A 19396-nucleotide genomic window follows, 5' to 3' on the forward strand; every position below is an offset into this window, starting at 1 on the left:
GCGCTGGCAAGGGTGAGATCCCGATTTTAACAGGCCACGTTGGCGCAAAGACCCTATTCGGGCAACAATCTCCCCGGATACGTCGAGCCAATGGAAGTCCAGATGCCCCGCAGCCCCCTCAGGACCACGTTCTTCACCCTGCTTCTTGCAGCGTGCCTGCCCTTTGCTGCCTTGGCGCAGAGCGGCATGCGCACCGAAGGAGACGTGGCAACCGCCAGCGGCGCGTACGAGGCCGAGGTGCCCGTGCGTGGCCAAAGCGACGCGGACCGCAATGGCGGTATGTCGCGCGCCTTGGCCGAAGTGCTGGGCAAGTTGTCCGGCGACCGCAACATCACGGCCCGCCCGGGCGTGGTGCAGGCCCTGCGCAATGCCAAGGATTACGTGCAGAGCTATGACTACAAACAGGACCAGAGCACCGGCGTGAGCGGTGCGCCCAGCTTCCGTACCCTGCTGGTGGCCCGTTTCCGCGAGGATGATGTGGATGCCATGGTGGCCGCGCTGGGCTTGCCCGTGTGGCCGCAGCCGCGTCCCAAGCCCGTGCTGTGGCTGGCCATCGATGACGGCAGCGGCCCGCGGCTGGTCAGTGTGCCGCAGGCCAATGCGGTGCGCCCGGTGCTGGCGCGTGCGGTCGAGCGCGGCTACAAGCTGGGCCTGCCTGCGGGAAGCACGGCCGAGCAGGCGCTGGTCGGTGCGATCTGGCGCCAGGACAGCGGCGCGGTGGCCCGGGCATCGGCACGCTACGCCCCGCCCATGCAGTTGATCGGCAAGCTGTACCGCGCCGACGGCGGCTGGACGGCGGACTGGGTGTTCGTCGACAACGGCCGCGAGCTGAACAAATGGACCACCAAGGATGCGAACGCGATGCGTGCGATGGCTGCCGGCGCCGACGGTGCCGCCGACGCACTGGTGCGTCGCTATGCCAAGGCCGGTGCCGCAACCGGCCAAGCCGGGACCTACCGTATCGTGGTGACCGGCATCGACAGTGCGGACGATTACATGCGCATGGCAGCCGGTCTGCGCCAGGTGCCGGTGGTGCGTGATGCCATCCCGCTGCGCGCGGTGGGCAGCCGCCTGGAACTGAATCTTGAAATGACCACCGGCCTGGCCGGGTTGAACCGCATGCTGGGCGAAGACGGCATCCTGGTGCCGGTCGCGCCGGTGGCGATCACCCTGGAAGGCGACGAACAGAACCCGGCCCCGGCCAGCAACGAGTACCGCCTGCGATGATCCACACCCCCGAGGCGGAAATCGCCCTTTTCCTGCGACGCGTCAAGTTCGTCGCGGTGGCCTTGTTGATCGGCTGGGTGGTGTGGCTGCTGGCGCCCATCCTGACCCCCTTCGTGCTGGCCCTGGCGTTGGCCTGGCTGGGCGATCCGCTGGTGGATCGGATCGAAGCGACCGGGCGCTCGCGCAATACCGGCGTGATCCTGGTGTTCGTCGCGATGGTGCTGGTGATCACCGCGCTGCTGTTGATCCTGGTGCCGATGATCGAACGGCAGATCAGCACGCTGATCGCTTCAGCGCCGCAGGCGCAGGCCTGGCTGATGGAGAAGGGCATTCCCTGGTTCGAGCAGAAGACTGGTCTGGAAGTGATGCAGTGGCTGGATTCGGAGCGGGTGATGGATTACATCCGCAGCCACTGGCAGCAGGCCGGTGGGATTGCCAAGCAGTTCTTCGGCTACGTGCAGCGTTCCGGCTTTGCGATGGTGACGTGGGTGGTCAACCTGCTGCTGCTGCCGATCCTGGCGTTCTATTTCCTGCGTGACTGGGACCTGCTGGTCGAGCGCGTGCGCTCGGTCATCCCGCGCAATCATGTGGGCACCATCACCCAGCTGGCGCGCGAGTCGAACGATGTGCTCGGCGCGTTCATCCGTGGCCAGTTCCTGGTGATGATCGCGCTCGGCGTGATCTATGCCGGTGGCCTGACCCTGGTCGGCCTGAACCTGGGTCTGTTGATCGGCATCATCGCCGGCCTGATCAGTTTCATTCCCTACCTGGGCGCCACCACCGGGATCCTGATGGCGGTGGTCGCCGCCCTGGTGCAGTCGCAGGGCTTCGACCTGAAGCTGCTGTTGCTGGTCGGCGTAGTGTTCACGGTGGGCCAGCTGCTGGAAAGCTACGTGCTGACCCCGCGCATCGTCGGCGACAAGATCGGCCTGCACCCGGTCGCGGTGATCTTCGCGGTGATGGCCGGTGGCCAGCTGTTCGGCTTCCTGGGCATGTTGCTGGCGCTGCCGGTCGCGGCGGTGAGCAACGTGCTGCTGCGCTACGCCCACCAGCGCTATCGCGAAAGTGAGCTGTACGCCGGCGAAAAACCGTCCATCGTGCTGGATTCGTACATCGACAAGCCCACCATCATCATCGACACCACGCCGAAGGGCCCGGAGACGAAGTGAGCGCGGTACCGCAGCTTCCGTTGGCCCTGCATTACCCGCAGGACGAACGGCTGGAAACCTTCATCGGCGCGCCGGACGGTGCGCTGGCGCAGCTGCGCGCGATCGCGGTGGGGGCGAGCCAGGACTGGGTCTATCTGGAAGGGGCGGCCGGCACCGGCAAGACCCATCAGGCGCTGGCGACGTGTTCCAGTGCCGAGCAGGCCGGTCGGACGCCGACCTATGTGCCGTTGGCAGCCGTCACCGGCCGTGTGCGCGCTGCACTGGAAGGCCTGGAGCAGCGTGATCTGGTCGTGCTGGATGGCCTGGATGCAATCGCCGGATCGCGCGACGACGAAGTGGCGTTGTTTGATTTCCACAACCGTGCCCGCGCTGCCGGTACGACGGTGATGTACACCGCGCAGGTGGCACCGGCCGATCTTGGGCTCGTACTGCCCGACCTGCGCTCGCGGTTGGGCCAGTGCGTGCGGGTGGTGTTGCAGGCGCTCGACGAAGAAGGACGCGCGGCGGTGCTGCGGGACCGCGCGCTGCGCCGCGGGCTGTCGATCGACGAGGCGTCAATCGATTGGCTGCTATCGCACTCCGGCCGTGAGCTGGGTGGGCTGATCACGCTGATGGACTGGCTGGACCGAGAATCGCTGGCGGCCAAGCGGCGCATCACCGTGCCGTTCCTGCGGCAAGTGCTGGAAGACGGCCGCCCGCGGTATTAAAGCTGTGGCCGGGGGGGCCACGTCATCGCATTCGCGCTGCCGCTCCCACGCTTTGCTTCGCAAACCATGGGCCCCGTCTCACCAGCACCCACACCCCGCCGCTTCGCGGCCGCCCCTGACTCAGGGGCTCCCTCCACCAGACGGGATATCGTCATCGGTAGCGCCGACCCATGGTCGGCGGAATGTTCCCGCAAACGGCCCGCTGCGCTCGCCGACCATGGGTCGGCGCTACCGCTTTTCTTCTTTTTTCATACGCGGCTGGCGGCACCGGGAACCTGTCAGGGCGACGGGCGGTGGGGCTGCGCGGGGGCGTTGAGCGCCATGGATGGCGCGAAACGAGGCACGCAGGAGCGGCTCTTGCCGTCCCCCGCCCAGCCCCACCGCCCGTCGCCAAGCTCAGCTGCGGCTTGCAGGCGCCACCCGCGAGGGGGTCTCACCCGTTCGACCGACCCAACTCCGCATCCAGCGCACGCAGGCGCTCCACCGTGCCCACGTCGGTCCACCGGCCGCGATGGTGCTGCCCGCTGACCCGTCCCTGCGCCATGAAATGCTTCTGCAGCGGCACCACGCTGAAGCGCGGCGGCGTGCGCTCGCTGCCCGGTGCGGTACCGATCACCTGCTGCCAGTCGTCCACGATCGATGGCCGGTAGACGCCGATGCCGGCGTAGGTCAGGCACTCGCCGGCGCGGTCATGGTGCAGCACGCCGGTGGCATCAAGGCGGTAATCGCCGCTCGGATGCTGCGCCGGGTTGTCCACCATCACCAGGTGCGCCTGGCCCGCCGGTTCGCGTGGCAGCGCGGCGAAATCGAAATCGGTCCAGATGTCACCGTTGACCACGAGGAACGGCGTGTCCCCCAGTATGGGCAGGGCATTGAGGATGCCGCCGCCGGTCTCCAACGGCGTGTCGCCTTCGTTGACGAAGTGCAGTTGTACGCCCCACTGGCTGCCATCGCCCAGGGTCGGCGCGAAGGCCTCGGCGAGCCATGAAATATTGACCACGACATCGCGGATGCCGAGCGCCGCCAGCCGCTCCAGGTGCCACACGATCAGCGGTTTGCCACCGACGCTGAGCAGCGGCTTGGGCGTGTGCAGGGTGAGGGGGCGCATGCGCTCGCCCAGCCCCGCCGCGAAGATCAGCGCCTTCATCGTGCCATCGCCGGCTCGGACAGCGCTGACATCGCGGGTTTGATGCGCGTGTCCAACAGGTGCTGCAGTCCGGCCAGTTCCGGGTAACGCGGCAGCACTTCGTCCAGGTACGCAATGAAACGTGGTGCATCGTCCAGGTAATGGCCCTTGCCATCGCGGTAACGCAGCCGGCTGAAGATGCCCAGGCATTTCAGGTGGCGCTGGATGCCCAACCAATCGGCGTCGCGCAGGAAGACCCCCCGCGTCGGCACCGGCAGGCCGGCCTCGTGCGCGCGCTGGTGATAGCGTGCCAGCCAGCCATCCACCTGCGGCAGCGGCCAGCTCAGGAACGCATCCTTGAACAGGCTCACCGGATCGTACGCGATGGGGCCGCGCACCAGGTCCTGGAAATCCAGCACCGCCGGGCCGTCGGCGACGGGCATCAGGTTGCGCGGCATGAAATCGCGGTGCGTCATCACCTGTGCTTGGCCGAGCGCGTTGTCCATCAGCAACTGCTGCACATGCTGCAGCTGCTGCGCGTCATCGCCATCCAGCGTGATGCCGAGATGGCGCTGCAGGAACCACGTGTCGAACAGGCCCGCATCGCGCTGCAGAAGGGCTTCACCGAAGCGCCCGAAATCATCCGGCACCGGCATCTGCTGCAGGGCCAGCAACTGATCCATCGCGCGCTCGAACCACGCATCCGCGGTGTCCGCCGCGATGACTTTGGCAAGGGTGGGGCCGCCCAGGTCTTCCAGCAACAGCAGGCCGGCCTCGAGGTCTTCGGCCAGCACGGCAGGAACCCGCAGACCTTGCGCGGCCAGCAGACCGCGCATGCGCAGCCACGGCCGTACATCCTCCAGGCCCGGGGGGGAATCCATGACGATATGGGTGCCGGTGCGGCCGGTGGCGCGCCAGTAACTGCGCATGCCCGCATCGACCGATGCGCGCTCCAGCACAGCCGCCGCATCGTCCAGGCGCAGGCGCGCCCACTGCAGACGCTGCGCCGCGCGCTCGGGATGGGAAGCAGGATCGTTCATGCAGGAAACATCCGGGCACCCGCAGGCACCAGCATCGAGAAGGAAAAAGAATTCAGCGTCGGCCGCCGCTGACCAGACGCAGCAGCGCCAGCACGGCAACGGCACCAAGCACCGCGCCCAGGAAACCGGCGGGCTCACCGGCGGCGTACCAGCCCATGTACTGACCGAACCAGCCTGCCAGCAACGCGCCGACAATGCCCAGCACGATGGTCAGCAGACAGCCCATGCGGTTGTTGCCCGGCATGAAGAAGCGACCCAGCAATCCGACAACGAAACCGACCAGGATGATGTAGAGCCAACTGGTGCTGCCGAACAAACCGTCCATGCGCGGGACTCCAACGAGAAAAAGGTCAGCCCAGTCTACGGGAGGTGCCAGCCACCGGCGGGCACCTCCGCGTCAGATCAGCAGCAACCGATCAGCAGCAACCGTGGTCGCCGTGGCGGGTACCGCTGTCGGCGGCCACCGGCGAACCGCTGGTCTCACCGCGCAGGCTGGCCGCATGGTGTTCGCTGATCACCTTGGACACGCAGGCGGTGACCTTCTTGCCCATCGGGATATGCAGGAACTCATTCGGACCGTGTGCATTGGAATGCGGGCCGAGCACGCCGGTGATCATGAACTGCGCACCCGGGAACTTCTCGCCCAGCATGCCCATGAACGGGATCGAGCCGCCTTCACCCATGTACATCGCCGGCTTGCCGAAGAAGGTCTGGCTGGCATCGTCGATCGCCTGGGTCAGCCACGACGACATCGCCGGCGCATTCCAGCCGCTGGACGCCTTTTCCAGATCCAGGGTCACTTCCGCGCCGTTCGGCGGATCGCTCAGCAAGGCTTCCTGCAACAGCTCGCCGCAGCGCTTGCCATCGGCGGTCGGCGGCAGGCGCAGCGACAGCTTCACTGCGGTGTGCGGGCGCAGGACGTTGCCCGCCGATTCCAGCGTCGGCATGCCGCCGATACCGGTCACCGACAGCGCCGGACGCCAGGTGCGGTTGAGCACGAGTTCGGTCAGGTCGTCGTTCATCGGCTTCAACCCGTCGACCAGCGGGAATTTGTCGAAGATGGCGGTGTCCACGACGTCGGCAGCGCGCTTGGCCTGCTCCAGGCGCTCGGCGGGGATCTCCACCTGCATGCCGTCGATCAGGATGCGGCCGGTGTCCTGGTCTTCGATGCGCGACAACAACTGGCGCAGCAAGCGGAAGCTGGACGGCACCACGCCGGACGCATCGCCGGAGTGCACGCCTTCGTTGAGCACCTTCACCGAGAAGTTGCCGCCGGTCAGGCCACGCAGCGAGGTGGTGCACCACAGCTGGTCATAGTTGGCGCAGCCCGAATCCAGGCAGACCACCAGCGACGGCTTGCCGATGCGGTCAGCCAGGTGGTCCACGTAAGCGGGCAGGTCGTAGCTGCCCGACTCTTCGCAGGCTTCGATCAGGATCACGCAACGGGCATGCGGCAGGCCTTGGGCCTGCAGCGCCAGCACGGCGGCCAGCGAGCCGAAGATCGCGTAGCCATCGTCAGCGCCGCCGCGACCGTACAGCTTGTCGTCGCGCAGTACCGGGATCCACGGACCCAGATCATCATCCCAGCCGGTCATTTCCGGCTGCTTGTCCAGATGGCCGTAAAGCAGGATGGTGTCATCGCCGGTCTCGCTGCCACTGGCCGGGATCTCCAGGAACAGCAGGGGCGTACGGCCGTCCAGGCGCACCACGTCGACCTTCAGGCCGGGGATGTCCTGCGCGCGGGCCCAGGTTTCCATCAGGACGACGGCCTGCTCCATGTAGCCGTTCTGCACCCAGTTGGCGTCGAACATCGGCGACTTGTTGGGGATGCGGATGTAGTCCACCAACTGCGGGACGATTTCGTCATCCCACTTCTTGTCGACATAGTGGCCAAGCTTGGCGCTGTCCATCAGGAACTCCGGTTGTAAATGACTGATCCGCCCATTCTACGCTGGCCGCGATGGGGCGACCGCTGGGCCCGGTGGAGCGGGCGCGGTGAGGGCGGCCTTGACCGACCCGCTGTCCACGGACGCACGTACCGCCATGACGGGGCCTCACGCGCCGGCCGTTGTCGTGACTGGCCTGTCAGCTGGCGCTCAAGGGGGTAGGGGTTTTCCTACACGACGTCGGGTATTTAGCTGGCTGTTAGAAATGTCAGTGGACGATAGGCTGTGCACATGTGGTGACGGACACTGTTTCGAACCGACGGGAAGACGGTCGGAGCGGGTCCGGATCACAAGGAGAACAACGTCGTGCCTTGGTGGATCGTGTCAAGGGCACTGTTGCTGGGACTGTGGATCGGTCAGGCCTTCGCGGCCGAGCGGGTCGACATCAACCTCGCAGATGCCACTGCACTGCAGCAGGGATTGACGATGGTGGGGCCCAGCCGGGCCGCCGCGATCGTCGAGCACAGGCAGCAGCACGGGCCTTTCCATCGCGTCGAGGACCTGACGCAGGTGAAAGGCATAGGGAAAGGAATCGTCGAACGGAATCGACAGCGGATCACTCTCGGTGACAGGACGTCATCGGTGGATCCGGTACCCGGAGCGGTACCGGTGCGCTCCGTACCCAGGCGATGACACAAGGGGATTGTCGCGATCCACAGGAGGTGGATCAGGGCCGGTCACGGGACGTGACGGCAGCGACCGGCGCAGGGAGGCGTCAACTGCACCAGGAGGGTGGCATCACAGACCTGTGGAAGGGGCTGGGATAGACAACCAGGGATGATCGCGACCTCCGTGCACGGAGCACGCTGCCCCCATCGCAGGATGCGCGGGGCGGCAGGAGGTCGACACGGATGTGACAGTTGCCCGGTACGACACATGGTGTGTCGCCGGGCAATCTTTTTTCCGGCGACCGGACACGATAGCGTGGAGTCCCCACGCCCTGGATGACGTTACCGATGCGACTGCTGCGTTGTTCCCTGATGTTCGCCAGCGCCGTCGCGTTGGCCCTTCCTGCGACGACCTTCGCGCAGAAGCCGGCACCGGCACCGGTCGAGGCCACGGTCCGCGGGCCCACCGATCTGAAGCCGGGCGAGTATCTCTGGCACCCCGAGATTTCACCGTCCGGCCCCATCGTGCTGGTGGTCAGCCTGGACGAGCAGCGGGCGTATGTGTACCGCAATGGCATCGCCATCGGCGTCAGTACAGTCAGTTCGGGCAAGACAGGCCACGAGACCCCGACCGGGGTCTTCACCATCCTGCAGAAAGACAAGGACCATCGGTCCAATCTGTACAACAGCGCGCCGATGCCCTACATGCAGCGGCTGACCTGGGATGGGATCGCGCTGCACGGCGGGGCGCTGCCCGGGCATCCGGCGTCGCACGGCTGTGTCCGGCTGCCTCAGGCCTTCGCGCAGAAGCTGTTCAGCGCGACCCAGCGCGGCGATACCGTGGTGGTCGCCGATGCCAAGAGTTCGCCGATGACACTGGCCTATCCCGCGGTGCTGGCCCCGGTCAGCAGCCGTGGCGTGGCCTTGTCCGAAGTGACCACCACCGACGCAACGGGCGCGTACTGGAACGACGCTGCGGCGCCGGCCGGCCAGGTCGGGGTATTGGTCAGCCTGCACGATCAGCGCGTCTACGTGCTGCGCGACGGTGTGCTGATCGGTGAATCGCCGCTGGAGGCGTCCGCCTTGCCCGCGTTTGCCGGCACCACGTTGTTCGTGATGGGCGAAGGGTTTACCGATACCCCCAGTCCGTTGGACAACCACCAGCGTCTGCACCGCTGGACGGCCTATCCGTTGCTCGGCCAAGCGGCGGCAGACGCCTCGCCGGACCTGTTGGCGACGCCGTCGCTGCCGATGGCCCTCCCCGCGGATTTTGCCCGCCACCTCTACGCGGCGCTGGTTCCGGGCACCACGCTGCTGGTGACCTCGTTGCCGGCGGTGCGCCCAAGCGCGGCTGAACCGGGCATGCAGCCGGTGTTGGAATCCGAGCCGGTCGGGTCCACCCTGTAACGTCTGTGTCCGATAGCGCCTCACTGCTCTGATGAAACCGCCACGCCGTCACTGGCTGGCTGCCGTCGGCCTGTTGTCGGCCTGCGTCATGCCTGCCTACGCCCAGTCCCGGCCATCGCCGGGCGCCAGTGCTGACCTCGGCGCGATCCTGGCCCGGGTAGCACCCAATGCCGACCGCAAGGTGCTGCAACTGGCGGCCAGCGCGATGCGCTGTGCGCTGCGCCGGCCGGAACTGGGGGTGGTGCCGGACCGCTTGGGCGTGATCGACTATTCGCGACCGTCCACCCAGCAACGCCTGTGGGTGTTCGATCTGCGGCGCCAGCGTCTGTTGTTCGAGGAATGGGTGGCACATGGGCGCAACAGCGGTGCCGACCGTACCGAGCACTTCTCGAACCGGGAAGGGAGTTTCATGTCCAGCATCGGGGCCTTCACCGCACAGGAAACGTATGTCGGCGGCAACGGCTACTCGCTGCGGCTGGACGGCTTGGAGCCGGGCTTCAATGACCACGCACGCGAGCGTGCCATCGTCATCCACGGTGCGCCCTATGTGAATCCGACGATGGCGCGGATGCAGGGCCGTCTCGGCCGCAGCCTCGGCTGTCCGGCGGTACGCCTGAAAGTCGCCAAGCCACTGATCGATGCGTTGAGTGGCGGCACGATGGTGTTCGCGTATTACCCGGACCAGGACTGGCTGAAGCGCTCCCAGTTGCTGGACGCCGATTGCGGCGGCGCGCTGGCCCAGCGGTAGAGCCGACTTCAGTCGGCTGCTCCTGCGTCAGGCAGGCTGCTCTGTCATCCCGCGGGCAAGCAGCCGACTGAAGTCGGCTCTACCGTCGGCGCTACCGTTTCTGGCATAGGACACGGCACACTATCGGGATGGACATCGCCACCACGCTGCAGCATCCCACCCAGGTCATCCACAGTGTCGATTACCGCCGCGAGCGTTGGCGCAATGGCTTGGGATGGACGCGGGAAATCCTGCGTTTACCGCCAACAGGCGACGACTGGGCGCTGCGCTTGTCGATCGCGGAGATCGAACGCGACGCTGCATTCTCGACCTTCCCGGGCGTGGAGCGCGAGCTGGTGCTGCTGCATGGCAATGGGGTCCGCCTGCACTTCGACAATGGTCGCGTACAGGAGGTGCTGCCTCCGCATGGACGGGTACGGTTTGCCGGCGAGGACGCGTTGCACGGCGAGCTGGTCGACGGCGTCACCCACGATTTCAACCTGATGTGGCGACGCGGCCTGCTAACCGCACAGGTACTGCACCGTCCCATCGTGGGGCCGATGTATTTCTTCACCGAGCCCACCGTCGCGTGGGCCATCCACCTGCTTGCCGGCCAGGCGGCTTTGGACGCGGATAGTGGTTTGCCCTCCATGCAGCAGGGCGATACGGCGTGGTTGGCGGCAGGTGAGCGCAAGCGGTACGCGTTGCACGGCGGTGGCGAGCTGCTGGCGATCCGCGTATGGGGATAGTCCGTCGCGCTGCGTCAGTACACGTCGCGTCGGTAACGCCCGGCGACCACCAGGGCGTCCCTGCGTTCTGCCCCCACCACTTCTTCGATCACCGCGTCCACGGCCGGCGCCATGCCCTGCAGGCTGCCGCAGACCAGGATCGTTGCGCCGTCGTCCACCCATCGCCGCAGAAGCGGCGCTTCTGCCTGCAAGCGGTGCTGCACGTACCGGTGCGGCGCGCCATCACGGCTGAATACCGCGTCCAACCGCTCCAGCATGCCGCGCTGCTGCATCTGCTCCAGCTCTGTGCGGAAGTGGAAATCGTGGGCGGCACTGCGTTCACCGAACAGCAGCCAGTTGCGGCTGGCACCTGCGGCGTCGCGCTCGCGCAGGTGCGCACGCAGGCCGGCGATACCCGTGCCGTTGCCGATCAGGATCAACGGGACGTCTGCGGCAACGCCATGGAAATTCGGATTGCGGCGTACCCGCAGGTCGATCGTGTCCCCCAACTGCGCGATGTCGCACAACCAGCCGCTGCCGATGCCCGGGGTGCCGTCGTCACGCACCTGGCGGCGCAGCACCAGGTCGACGGCGTCCTCGTGCGCGGCCGAGGCAATGGAATACTCGCGGTGCGGCAATGGCTGCAGGAGGGAAAGTAGAGTCGGCAGATCACCGCCTGCGGTCACGCCAGGCAGGTGGGAGCGGGACAGGTGCTGGTGCAGCGTCTGGCCGTCATCCAGCCGCGCGTCCCCGTCCAGCGCGTGCGACCGCAGCCAGGCATCAACCACTGCAGGTGCATGCCGTGGCCCGATCTCGGCGATGTCCCCGGCCTGCCAGCGGACGTCGGCCTGGTCGACAGGAGGCCGCAGGCGCAGCCAGTGCACCGGCCCGCCCACGCTGCCGGGATTCAGATGTTCGCGTTTCACCAGCGTCCATGGCTGGTAGTCGATGGCGGTCCAGTCGGGTTGTTCGGTGGGTGCACCCCCGAGCTGGCCGAGCAGCTGTTGCCAATGGCGCAGGCTGGCTGGATCGGCATTGTTCACTTCGACGGTATCGAACATCGCGCGTGCACCGTGCCGGCGCAGCCAGCCATCCAGTTGATGGCCGAACGCGCAGTAGTGGTCATAGCTGCGATCCCCCAGCGCGAGCACGCCGTACTGCAGGTGCGCGAGGCTCGGCATGGGCTGGTCCATGCGCAGAAGAAAGGGCGCGGCGTGATCCGGCGGATCGCCCTCGCCGGTAGTGCTGGCAACGAACAACACCCGATCGCTTTGCGCCAGCAACGTGGCATCCAGCGCTTCGATGCTGCGCAGGCGGACGGCAAGCCCGGCACTGCGCAGGGCATCGGCCGTGCGTTCGGCCAACTGCAGGGCAAAGCCGGTCTGGCTGGCCCACACGACCAGCACGGGCCGTTGGCTGGGATCCACGCGTTCGATGCGCGGGCGCGTACGCCACCACAGCACGCCACACAGGCCAACGTAGGCCAGCAGGCTGGTGACGGCCCATTGCCAGTCACGCGGGCGCGGGGCAACCTGCCACCCGCTGTCGTCCACGTGCAGGCGCAGCAGGAGGGCGGCGATCAGCAGCAAGGCGCCGATCACCAGCACATTGCCGAGCAGCGCACGCGATGGACGCAGGTTCATGGCAGCAAGGCTTCAAATGCCGGGGACAGCTGTTCGCGTGGACCGTCCGCACTGCGTTCAAGGAAGCGCGCGGCCAGGTGCAGGCGCGTGGCGAGGGCCAGTCCGGCATCCACGCCCAGCACCGTCAGCGCGGTGGCCCACGCGTCGGCGAGCATGGCCGTCGGGGCGACCACGGTGACCGCTGCGGTCGCGCGGCGTACGGGCCGGCCGCTGCGTGGGTCGACACTGTGGCTGATGTGCTCGCCATCGTGCTGGTACTGGTGCCAGCGATCGCCGGAGGTCGCTACGGCCTGATCCCTCAGCGCCAGCACGCGGGGCGGCGTGGGCGTGGTCGCGTCCTCGTCCGGTGCGGATTCCACCAGCACGCGCCACGGCGTGCGGTCCGGCTTGCTGCCGTAGCCATGCAGCTCGCCGCCCACCTCGACCAGCGCCGCTTCGACGCCCTGCGTGCGCAGCCAACGCACGACCTCATCCACGCCGAAGCCTTTCGCGATTGCAGACAGGTCCAGCTCCAGCCCGCCGGGTTGCAGCAGCGCGTCGTCGTTCCACTGCACCTGCTGCCAGCCGCAGCGTGCGCGGGTGGCGGCCAGTGCGCGATCATCCGGGCGGTCGCGCGGCGCAGCGTGCGCACCGAATCCCCACAACGCAACCAAGGGGCCGATCGTGGGATCGAATGCACCGTCGCTGGCCCGGGCGATGTCGCAGGCACAGTCCACCACCGTGCGCGTCTGCGGGGGCATGCGGTGCCACGTGTCCGCTGCCGCCCGATTGAAGCGACTCACATCGGAACCGGCCTCCCACGTGCTCATCTGCGCCACGACGCGGTCCAGCCGGGACTGGATGCCGGCATGCATCGCGTGCAGGTCACGGGTTCCGGGCACGACCAGCGAAGCGCTCCAGGTGGTGCCCATGGTGGTGCCGCCGAGGCGGGCTGTATCGAAGCGGGAAGCGGTCATCGGGATCGGTGTACGTGTTTCCGGTAGCGCCGGGCAGTGCCCGGCAACCCATTCTGCAGTGACGGTGCGTGGCCGTCACCCACCGGTATCGACGTTACTGGGGCAGCACTTCCAGTGTGGCCACGTAGCTCAGGCGGCGCTTCTGTGCCTGCTTCACCGAGGTCTTGTTGTCTTCGGTGCCGGTTTCCAGCCAGTACATGCCGGCCTCCGGCCAGGTCACCTTGATCTCGCCCTTGGCGTCGCTGGTGACCTTGATCTCATCCTGGGCATTCCGGTAACGCGTGGCACCGCGGACGATCTCGAACTCCAGGCCAGCGCTCGGCTTGCCGTCAACCAGCACGCGGAACGTGGCCTCTTCACCGGCGAACAGGTCGTTGGGATGGCCTGCGGCAACCAGCTCGATGCCCTTGTTGGTCGGCTTCAACGCCGTGGCATTGGGTGCGCCGTTGGTGACGAAGGTTTCCACGCGGCCCACCGACTGGGAGACCTGCAGGTTCTTCGCCTCCTTCGGCAGCTCGGCGAACGTCGCCGCGTTGCCGCGCCAGCGCTTGCGTTCGCCGTTCAGTTCATAGGTGGCGAACAGGCCATCGTTGACCGAGGCGATGCGGTAGGTGCCGGCCTGCTTGAGTTCGACGTCGAACACGCTACGGAACTTACCGGTGGCGCCATTCTGCGGCGCTGCGGTGCTGCCATCTGGCGCGGTCACCACCACCGATTCCACGCGGATCGGCACGTGGTTGAAGTAGAACAGATCGTTGGACACCGCAGCGTCCACGGTGATCCACGGGTCGGTACCGGCGATGACGGTCTGCGACGGCAGCAGCCATGCCTTGTGGGCAAGGGCAGAGAAGGGAAGGGCGGCGGCCAGGGCGGCGGCGAGAACGAGCGTGCGCTTCATGGGCGTGTGACTCCGGAAGAAGAAAAAGTGCGGTAGAGGTCGGGCCCGGTTGCGACGCGAACCGGATCCGACCGCAGGACGTAAGGGATCAGGGCTTCACTGCCAGCGTGACCTTGCCCAGTTCGGTGCTGCCCTGCGCCGAGCCGGCCTGCGCGGTTTTCGCCGGCCAGGTGAAGGGCACTTTGACCAGCTCGCGGCCGCCGACTTCGCGCACTGCCTCCACCACCAGGGTGTAGTTGCCCGGCGCAAGCTGCTTCAACGCCGGTTGGCTGTCCTTGAATGACAGCGCATGCGTGCCGACCGGGCGGGTCGGGCCGGTCACACCGTCCACGGGAACCTCCAACGTGCGCCCGCTCTTGCGCCACCACTGGCGCAGGTCCGGCAACCACTTGGTGCCATGGCCTTCGCTGTTGCCGGTCTGCTGGTACCACACCGACAGGTTGGCGGCGACCTTCTGGTCGGCCCCTTCCAGCCACACTGCCACGTAAGGCCGGTGGTATTCGGCAACGTTGAGCTTGGGCACCTCGACGGTGATGTCCAGGGTGGTTGCGTAGGCCGGCGAGGTGGCCAGCAGGCCACTGAGGGCGATGGTGAGGGTGACGCGCATGGGCGGCTCCAGCAGGGAGGGGACGGAAAGGTCAGTGGATCAACAGCAGGGCGATCAGCAACGGAATCAGCAGGCCCAGGCCCACCAGCGGCCAGGTCATGCGCCGCTGCCGCGCATGCAGGTGCAGCAGGAACAGGCCGGTGATGCAGAACACCAGGCAGGCAACGGCGAACACATCCAGGAACCAGCCCCAGGCAGGGCCCGCGTTGCGGCCCTTGTGCAGGTCGTTGAGGTAGGACACCGCGCCGCGCGAGGTGGATTCGAATTCCACCGCGCCGCTTTCACGGTCGATGCTCAGCCACGCATCGCCACCGGGACGCGGCAGTGACAGGTAGATTTCTTCCTGCGACCACTCCGCGGCGCGGCCGCCGATGGAGGTGCCCAGCTCGCCATCCAGCCACTGGCGTACTGCGCGCGGCACCGGTGCGCTGCCCTCTTCGCGGTCGCCGAGCTGGCCCAGCACCGCGGGGGGCAGCGCCAGCTGACGATGCTGCACGTCCGGAGTCGCCTCGATCTTCGCCGCGTGGTTCAACGTGATACCGGTGATCGCGAACAGCAGCATGCCGATCAGGCAGACCGCCGAGCTGATCCAGTGCCATTGATGCAGCGTCCGCAGCCAGAAACCGCGGCTCTGCTGCTGTTGCACGGAGGTAGAGACGGAACGGCTCACGCGGAAGGGTAGGGCTCAAGGAGACGGGGCATTACAGCATTGATGAGAATAGTTCGCAATTAGCCGATGGTGACGGCCGCTGGCCGGCAAGCTTTGCGGCCGTCACTCGCGGGTCGTCAGAACGAGAAGTTCAGGCTCAACCAGACGCTGCGGGCCTTGTCCTTGTTGTTGTAGTCGTCTTCGAACAGCACCTCGTTGGTGCCGTCCGCGAATGCGCCGTCGCCGTCCAAGTCGTTGAAGGTGGCCTGGTAGGTAGTGAAGTCGCGGTCCAGCAGATTGTTGATGCGGGCGTTGACCGTCAGCCACTGCGTTGCCTCGAACGAAGCGCCCAGATGCAGCACGGTGTAGTCCTTGTAGTACTGCGGCTGTCCGCTGAGGGTGCTGACGCCTCGGTACCGCTTGGAGCGCATCTCGCCGGTCAGGAACACGTTGAAACGCTCGCTGGCCTGCCAGTCGAAGGTGGCGTTGGCCATGTGCTTGGCACTCAGGCCCAGCGGCAGGCCTTTTTCCGCACCGCTCTTCTGTTCGCTGTCGGTGTAGGTGTAGTTGGCGCGCAACGCGAAGCGATCGCTGATCGCCCAACGGCCCGCCACTTCCACGCCCTGGATGACCACCTCATCGATGTTCACCGTGCGGTTGCTGTTGGCATAGCCGAGCTCGCCGAACTCACCGGTGCTGCTGCACGCCAGCGTCAGCGCCGGGCCGCACGGCTGGTTCGCGATCTTGTCGTCGAATTTGTTGTGGAACACCGTGGCGTTGGCGCTGTGGCCTGCGGGATGCTGCCAGTACACCGCCAGTTCGGTGCTGGTGCTGGTTTCCGGCTGCAGATCCGGATTGCCATACAGCGGGGTGGTGCCCTGGCCGCCGAAGCCGGTGACGCCGTCATACAGCTGGGTGGTCTTGGGCGTCTTGAAGCCGGTACTGACGCCGCCCTTCATGGTCCAGGCGTCGTTGAACGTATAGACGCCGTACACGCGTGGGCTGAGGTGGTTGCCGAACACTTCGTGGTCATCGAACCGCAGGCCGTACGTCAGCGCGAATGGCGCGGTGATGTTCCAGGTGTCTTCGGCGAACACCGAATACATGTTGTGGTCCTGGGTCTGCCCGGGATTGCCGGTTTCCATGCCGAACACACCGTCGGTGAGCTCACCGCGGATGACCTGCGCACCCACCACGGCGATGTGCTCGCCCGCGGCCTGGAACGGGATGTCCAGCTTGGCATCCAGGGTGTATTGCGCGCTCTCCAGCGTGCGCTTCGGGCGTGGCAGGAAGGTGGCTTCGGCCGTTGCGCGGCGCTGTGCCTCGGTCTGCCCTGCGTATGCGCCGGTGGCGTTGAGCATCTGCAGCAGCTGGCGGCGTTCGTCGACGGTGAACGGCATCGTGCGGCCATCGTTGTTGGTGGCGACGTGGGCCAGTGACACCAGGCTGCGGCCGAAACTCCAGTCGCCTTCGTGGGTAAGCGCCCACGCATCACGGGTGAACTCCTGGCTGGCGCTGTAGCCCACTCGCGGATCGGCGCGCACACAGTTGCGGCGGGTGATGCAGGTGGTGGTGTTGCCGCGCCAGATGGAGGCGATGCCGTCCACCGTGCCGACCGGGTATTCCTCGACGCCGGCGTCGTTGATCTTGACCGAGTTGTCGTACTCCTGGCGCGAGGTGTCGAAATCCAGCGTGACGCGCTGCGCGTCGGAGACGTTCCACTCCAGACTGACACCGCCCGCCTTGTTGGTGTTGTCCACCGTCTTGCCGCCTGCGCCGAAGCCCAGCGGACGCGTGTGCTCGACGCCGCCCGGATCGGTGGACGGCGAGTACACCGGATTGGATGCCTTGCGGTCGTACCAGCTGGCGCGTGCGCTGAGGTTGAGCACGCCGGGCACCAGCGGTCCGGTGAGGAACGCGTCGACCGTGGTGTCATCGCCGAACTGGTCATCGGTTTCGAACGTGCGACCGAGGGTGGCCGAGCCGTGCCAGCTGTCCAGGTTGCGCTTGGTGATCACATTGATCACGCCACCCATCGCATCGGCACCGTACAGGGTCGAGGCCGGGCCGCGGATCACTTCGATGCGTTCGATCGCATCCAGCGGCGGGATGTGGTTGAACTGGTTGCCACCGAAGTTGTTCGGGTAGATGTCGCCGTGATTGTTCTGGCGCCGACCGTTGATCAGCAGCAGGGTGTAATCCGAGCCCATGCCGCGCATCGAGACGCTGCCCTGGCCCGTCTTGTCGCGCGTCTCGCCCACGTCCACACCCTCCAGGTCACGCACGGCATCCAGCAGCGTCATGTAGGGACGCTTGGCCAGTTCTTCGCGGGTGATGACCGAGATGCTGGCCGGTGCATCGGTGATCTTCTGCTCGAAACCGGATGCGGTGACGACCACCTGGTCAAGGGTGCGCGGCGCGGCGACGTCGGCCAAGGCGGGCGCAGCAAGTGCGCACAGCAGGGCGCTGGACAGAACGGTACGGGAAACGGACGAACGCAGACGATGGCGCTGGGCCATGGCGGTAACCTCGAGAAGATGCAGGAAGGCGCCGCACCGGTGCGCAGGGCATGCGGTGCAGGGCGGGACAGCCCGATGCGGGCGGCGGGTAACGGATGCAGGTACGGCATCAACGCGTTCGCCTGAGCGGCGGACACGGAAGGTGGATCAGGCCAGCGGAGGCGCTTGCCCGCGCTGCTGGCGTCGGCCCGGGGCATCGGCACGGCGCGGCTGCGCACTGGCGTGGCGCCAGTCGCGGGAATCGGCGGGCGCTGCGATCGCCGCCGCAATCAATATCGTCCAGCCGCGCAGGCAGCCCGCTTCAGTAGCGGTCGTCGGCGCGGAGCGGGGTGCCTCGGCCGCCAGCGCAGTGCGACGCAGTTTCGCCGGCGCCGACTCGTGCAGCGGCAGTTCGCCACCGCCGCGTTCTTCCACCGGCATCTGCAGCAGGGCCGATGGCACGTCAACGACGCTTTCGTGCGACACCACCGCCAGCGACCCCAGCAACAGCGCCAGCATCGCCACCCACGCCAGCAGGCTGGCCAGCGCAGGACGCTGGCCGCGCATGGCGGTACCGAGTTGATGGTGGCGGTGCGGATGACGCAAGCAGGTAGACCCCGATATAGGGCAGCCGACGGATGCCGGCGTGCACGGGGCGTGATTGTAGTGAGAGTCGTTCGCCGTTGCAAATGAGAACGATTATTGAAGTGGCGGATCCGAGGGAATGCCGCCTACACCTCGCTCCAGCGCCGCAGGAGATTGTGATACACCCCGCTCAACTGCAGCACGGCGACTGAATCGGCCTGGCTTTGCCGCAGCCGCTCGATGGAGGTATCCATCTCCCACAGCAAACGCCGCTGTGCATCGTCGCGGATCATGCTCTGCACCCAGAAAAACGACGCGATCCGGGCACCACGCGTCACCGGGTTCACCTGGTGCAGGCTGCTGGACGGATAGAGGATGAGATCGCCTGCGGGCAGCTTCACCTCATGCTCGCCGTAGGTGTCATTGATGACCAGCTCGCCGCCGTCGTAGTCGTCCGGGTTGGACAGGAACAGCGTGCACGACACGTCGGAACGTAGGTAGCCGCTGGCCTCGTTGGCCATCACCGCACCGTCTACGTGGAACCCGTAGTGGCCGCCGCCGTGGTACCGGTTGAAGCGGGGTGGCAGGATCTTCAACGGCAACGCGGCCGCGAAGAACAGCGGGTTGCGGTGCAACGCGGCCAGTACGGTGGCGCCCAGCGCCGCCTTCAACGGCGAGCTATCCGACAGCTGCTGGTTGTGCTTCACCGGCGCGCCCTGCCGTCCCACGGTTTCGCGGCCGTCGGTCCAGTCGGCCAACCGCAGGCGACCCTGCAGGCCGGCCAGTTCTTCAGCATTGAGCACGTCGGGGATGTGCAGCAGCATGGAAGTGCTCCAGTGGGGCGCGGCGCGGGCCGCTGTGCGCGGCCCGCGCCT

General features: G+C 66.8%; 19 protein-coding genes. 7 read left to right on the forward strand and 12 right to left on the reverse strand.

Annotated features, from left to right (window positions below; translation table 11 throughout):
- The first annotated feature begins 90 nt into the window (after positions 1-90).
- The 3 genes from ABRP17_RS13195 to hda are packed head-to-tail and all read left to right on the forward strand — an operon-like array spanning position 91 to position 3103.
- Positions 91-1227, forward strand: a complete 1137-nt coding sequence (locus ABRP17_RS13195) for a DUF2066 domain-containing protein (protein ID WP_188326399.1) — start codon at positions 91-93, stop codon at positions 1225-1227.
- Positions 1224-2396, forward strand: coding sequence for an AI-2E family transporter (locus ABRP17_RS13200; RefSeq protein ID WP_188326400.1), 1173 nt, complete (start codon positions 1224-1226; stop codon positions 2394-2396). The genes ABRP17_RS13195 and ABRP17_RS13200 overlap by 4 nt, the downstream gene beginning before the upstream one ends.
- Entirely contained in the window at positions 2393-3103 is a 711-nt protein-coding gene (hda, locus tag ABRP17_RS13205; protein WP_188326401.1) for a DnaA regulatory inactivator Hda, read from the forward strand. Before ABRP17_RS13200 ends, hda begins: the two co-directional genes overlap by 4 nt.
- 433 nt (positions 3104-3536) lie before the next feature.
- On the opposite strand, the gene murU is transcribed toward hda, so the two are convergent.
- The 4 genes from murU to ABRP17_RS13225 form a co-directional block, all read right to left on the reverse strand.
- Positions 3537-4250 carry an N-acetylmuramate alpha-1-phosphate uridylyltransferase MurU gene (murU, locus tag ABRP17_RS13210; RefSeq protein WP_349984655.1) on the reverse strand — a complete coding sequence of 238 codons (714 nt, stop codon included), beginning with the start codon at positions 4248-4250 and terminating at the stop codon, positions 3537-3539.
- Positions 4247-5269, reverse strand: a complete 1023-nt coding sequence (locus ABRP17_RS13215; protein WP_349984654.1) for a phosphotransferase — start codon at positions 5267-5269, stop codon at positions 4247-4249. The genes murU and ABRP17_RS13215 overlap by 4 nt, the downstream gene beginning before the upstream one ends.
- 52 nt (positions 5270-5321) lie before the next feature.
- Complete coding sequence (locus tag ABRP17_RS13220; RefSeq protein ID WP_188326404.1) at positions 5322-5594, reverse strand: GlsB/YeaQ/YmgE family stress response membrane protein; 273 nt, start codon at positions 5592-5594, stop codon at positions 5322-5324.
- A 91-nt stretch (positions 5595-5685) separates the two neighbouring features.
- Positions 5686-7179, reverse strand: a complete 1494-nt coding sequence (locus ABRP17_RS13225) for a M20 family metallopeptidase (protein ID WP_349984653.1) — start codon at positions 7177-7179, stop codon at positions 5686-5688.
- Between the two features lie 342 nt (positions 7180-7521).
- Between ABRP17_RS13225 and ABRP17_RS13230 the strand changes: the two genes are divergently transcribed.
- The 4 genes from ABRP17_RS13230 (at position 7522) to ABRP17_RS13245 (ending at position 10706) form a co-directional block, all read left to right on the forward strand.
- Positions 7522-7848: a helix-hairpin-helix domain-containing protein gene (locus ABRP17_RS13230; protein WP_349984652.1), complete on the forward strand. Its 327-nt coding sequence runs from the start codon at positions 7522-7524 to the stop codon at positions 7846-7848.
- 323 nt (positions 7849-8171) lie between these two features.
- The gene (locus ABRP17_RS13235; RefSeq protein WP_349984651.1) at positions 8172-9230 is read left to right on the forward strand and encodes a L,D-transpeptidase; all 1059 of its coding nucleotides are present in this window, start codon (positions 8172-8174) and stop codon (positions 9228-9230) included.
- Positions 9231-9261: 31 nt separating this feature from the next.
- The gene (locus tag ABRP17_RS13240; protein ID WP_188326408.1) at positions 9262-9978 is read left to right on the forward strand and encodes a murein L,D-transpeptidase catalytic domain family protein; all 717 of its coding nucleotides are present in this window, start codon (positions 9262-9264) and stop codon (positions 9976-9978) included.
- 128 nt (positions 9979-10106) lie between these two features.
- Positions 10107-10706: a HutD family protein gene (locus ABRP17_RS13245; RefSeq protein ID WP_349984650.1), complete on the forward strand. Its 600-nt coding sequence runs from the start codon at positions 10107-10109 to the stop codon at positions 10704-10706.
- A gap of 14 nt (positions 10707-10720) precedes the next feature.
- On the opposite strand, the gene ABRP17_RS13250 is transcribed toward ABRP17_RS13245, so the two are convergent.
- The 8 genes from ABRP17_RS13250 to ABRP17_RS13285 all read right to left on the reverse strand — a co-directional run bounded on the left by ABRP17_RS13250 (position 10721) and on the right by ABRP17_RS13285 (position 19345).
- Entirely contained in the window at positions 10721-12328 is a 1608-nt protein-coding gene (locus ABRP17_RS13250) for a flavodoxin domain-containing protein (protein ID WP_349984649.1), read from the reverse strand.
- A complete protein-coding gene (locus ABRP17_RS13255) occupies positions 12325-13284 on the reverse strand; it encodes an FAD:protein FMN transferase (protein WP_349984648.1) in 960 nt (319 codons plus the stop codon). Before ABRP17_RS13255 ends, ABRP17_RS13250 begins: the two co-directional genes overlap by 4 nt.
- Before the next feature lie 94 nt (positions 13285-13378).
- Positions 13379-14182 carry a DUF4198 domain-containing protein gene (locus ABRP17_RS13260; RefSeq protein WP_188326412.1) on the reverse strand — a complete coding sequence of 268 codons (804 nt, stop codon included), beginning with the start codon at positions 14180-14182 and terminating at the stop codon, positions 13379-13381.
- A gap of 88 nt (positions 14183-14270) precedes the next feature.
- On the reverse strand, positions 14271-14789 hold the full coding sequence (locus ABRP17_RS13265; RefSeq protein WP_188326413.1) for a DUF2271 domain-containing protein: 519 nt from the start codon (positions 14787-14789) through the stop codon (positions 14271-14273).
- Positions 14790-14820: 31 nt separating this feature from the next.
- Positions 14821-15459 (reverse strand): PepSY-associated TM helix domain-containing protein, encoded by a 639-nt coding sequence (locus ABRP17_RS13270; protein WP_349984647.1) that lies wholly within the window; start codon positions 15457-15459, stop codon positions 14821-14823.
- Positions 15460-15575: 116 nt separating this feature from the next.
- Positions 15576-17957, reverse strand: a complete 2382-nt coding sequence (locus ABRP17_RS13275; protein WP_349984646.1) for a TonB-dependent receptor domain-containing protein — start codon at positions 17955-17957, stop codon at positions 15576-15578.
- Between the two features lie 147 nt (positions 17958-18104).
- Positions 18105-18503 carry a hypothetical protein gene (locus ABRP17_RS13280; protein WP_349984645.1) on the reverse strand — a complete coding sequence of 133 codons (399 nt, stop codon included), beginning with the start codon at positions 18501-18503 and terminating at the stop codon, positions 18105-18107.
- 164 nt (positions 18504-18667) lie between these two features.
- The gene (locus ABRP17_RS13285) at positions 18668-19345 is read right to left on the reverse strand and encodes a Fe2+-dependent dioxygenase (RefSeq protein WP_349984644.1); all 678 of its coding nucleotides are present in this window, start codon (positions 19343-19345) and stop codon (positions 18668-18670) included.
- Positions 19346-19396: the final 51 nt, after the last annotated feature.

Origin of the sequence: Stenotrophomonas sp. WHRI 8082 (genome assembly GCF_040223995.2) — a bacterium.
Classification (GTDB): domain Bacteria; phylum Pseudomonadota; class Gammaproteobacteria; order Xanthomonadales; family Xanthomonadaceae; genus Stenotrophomonas.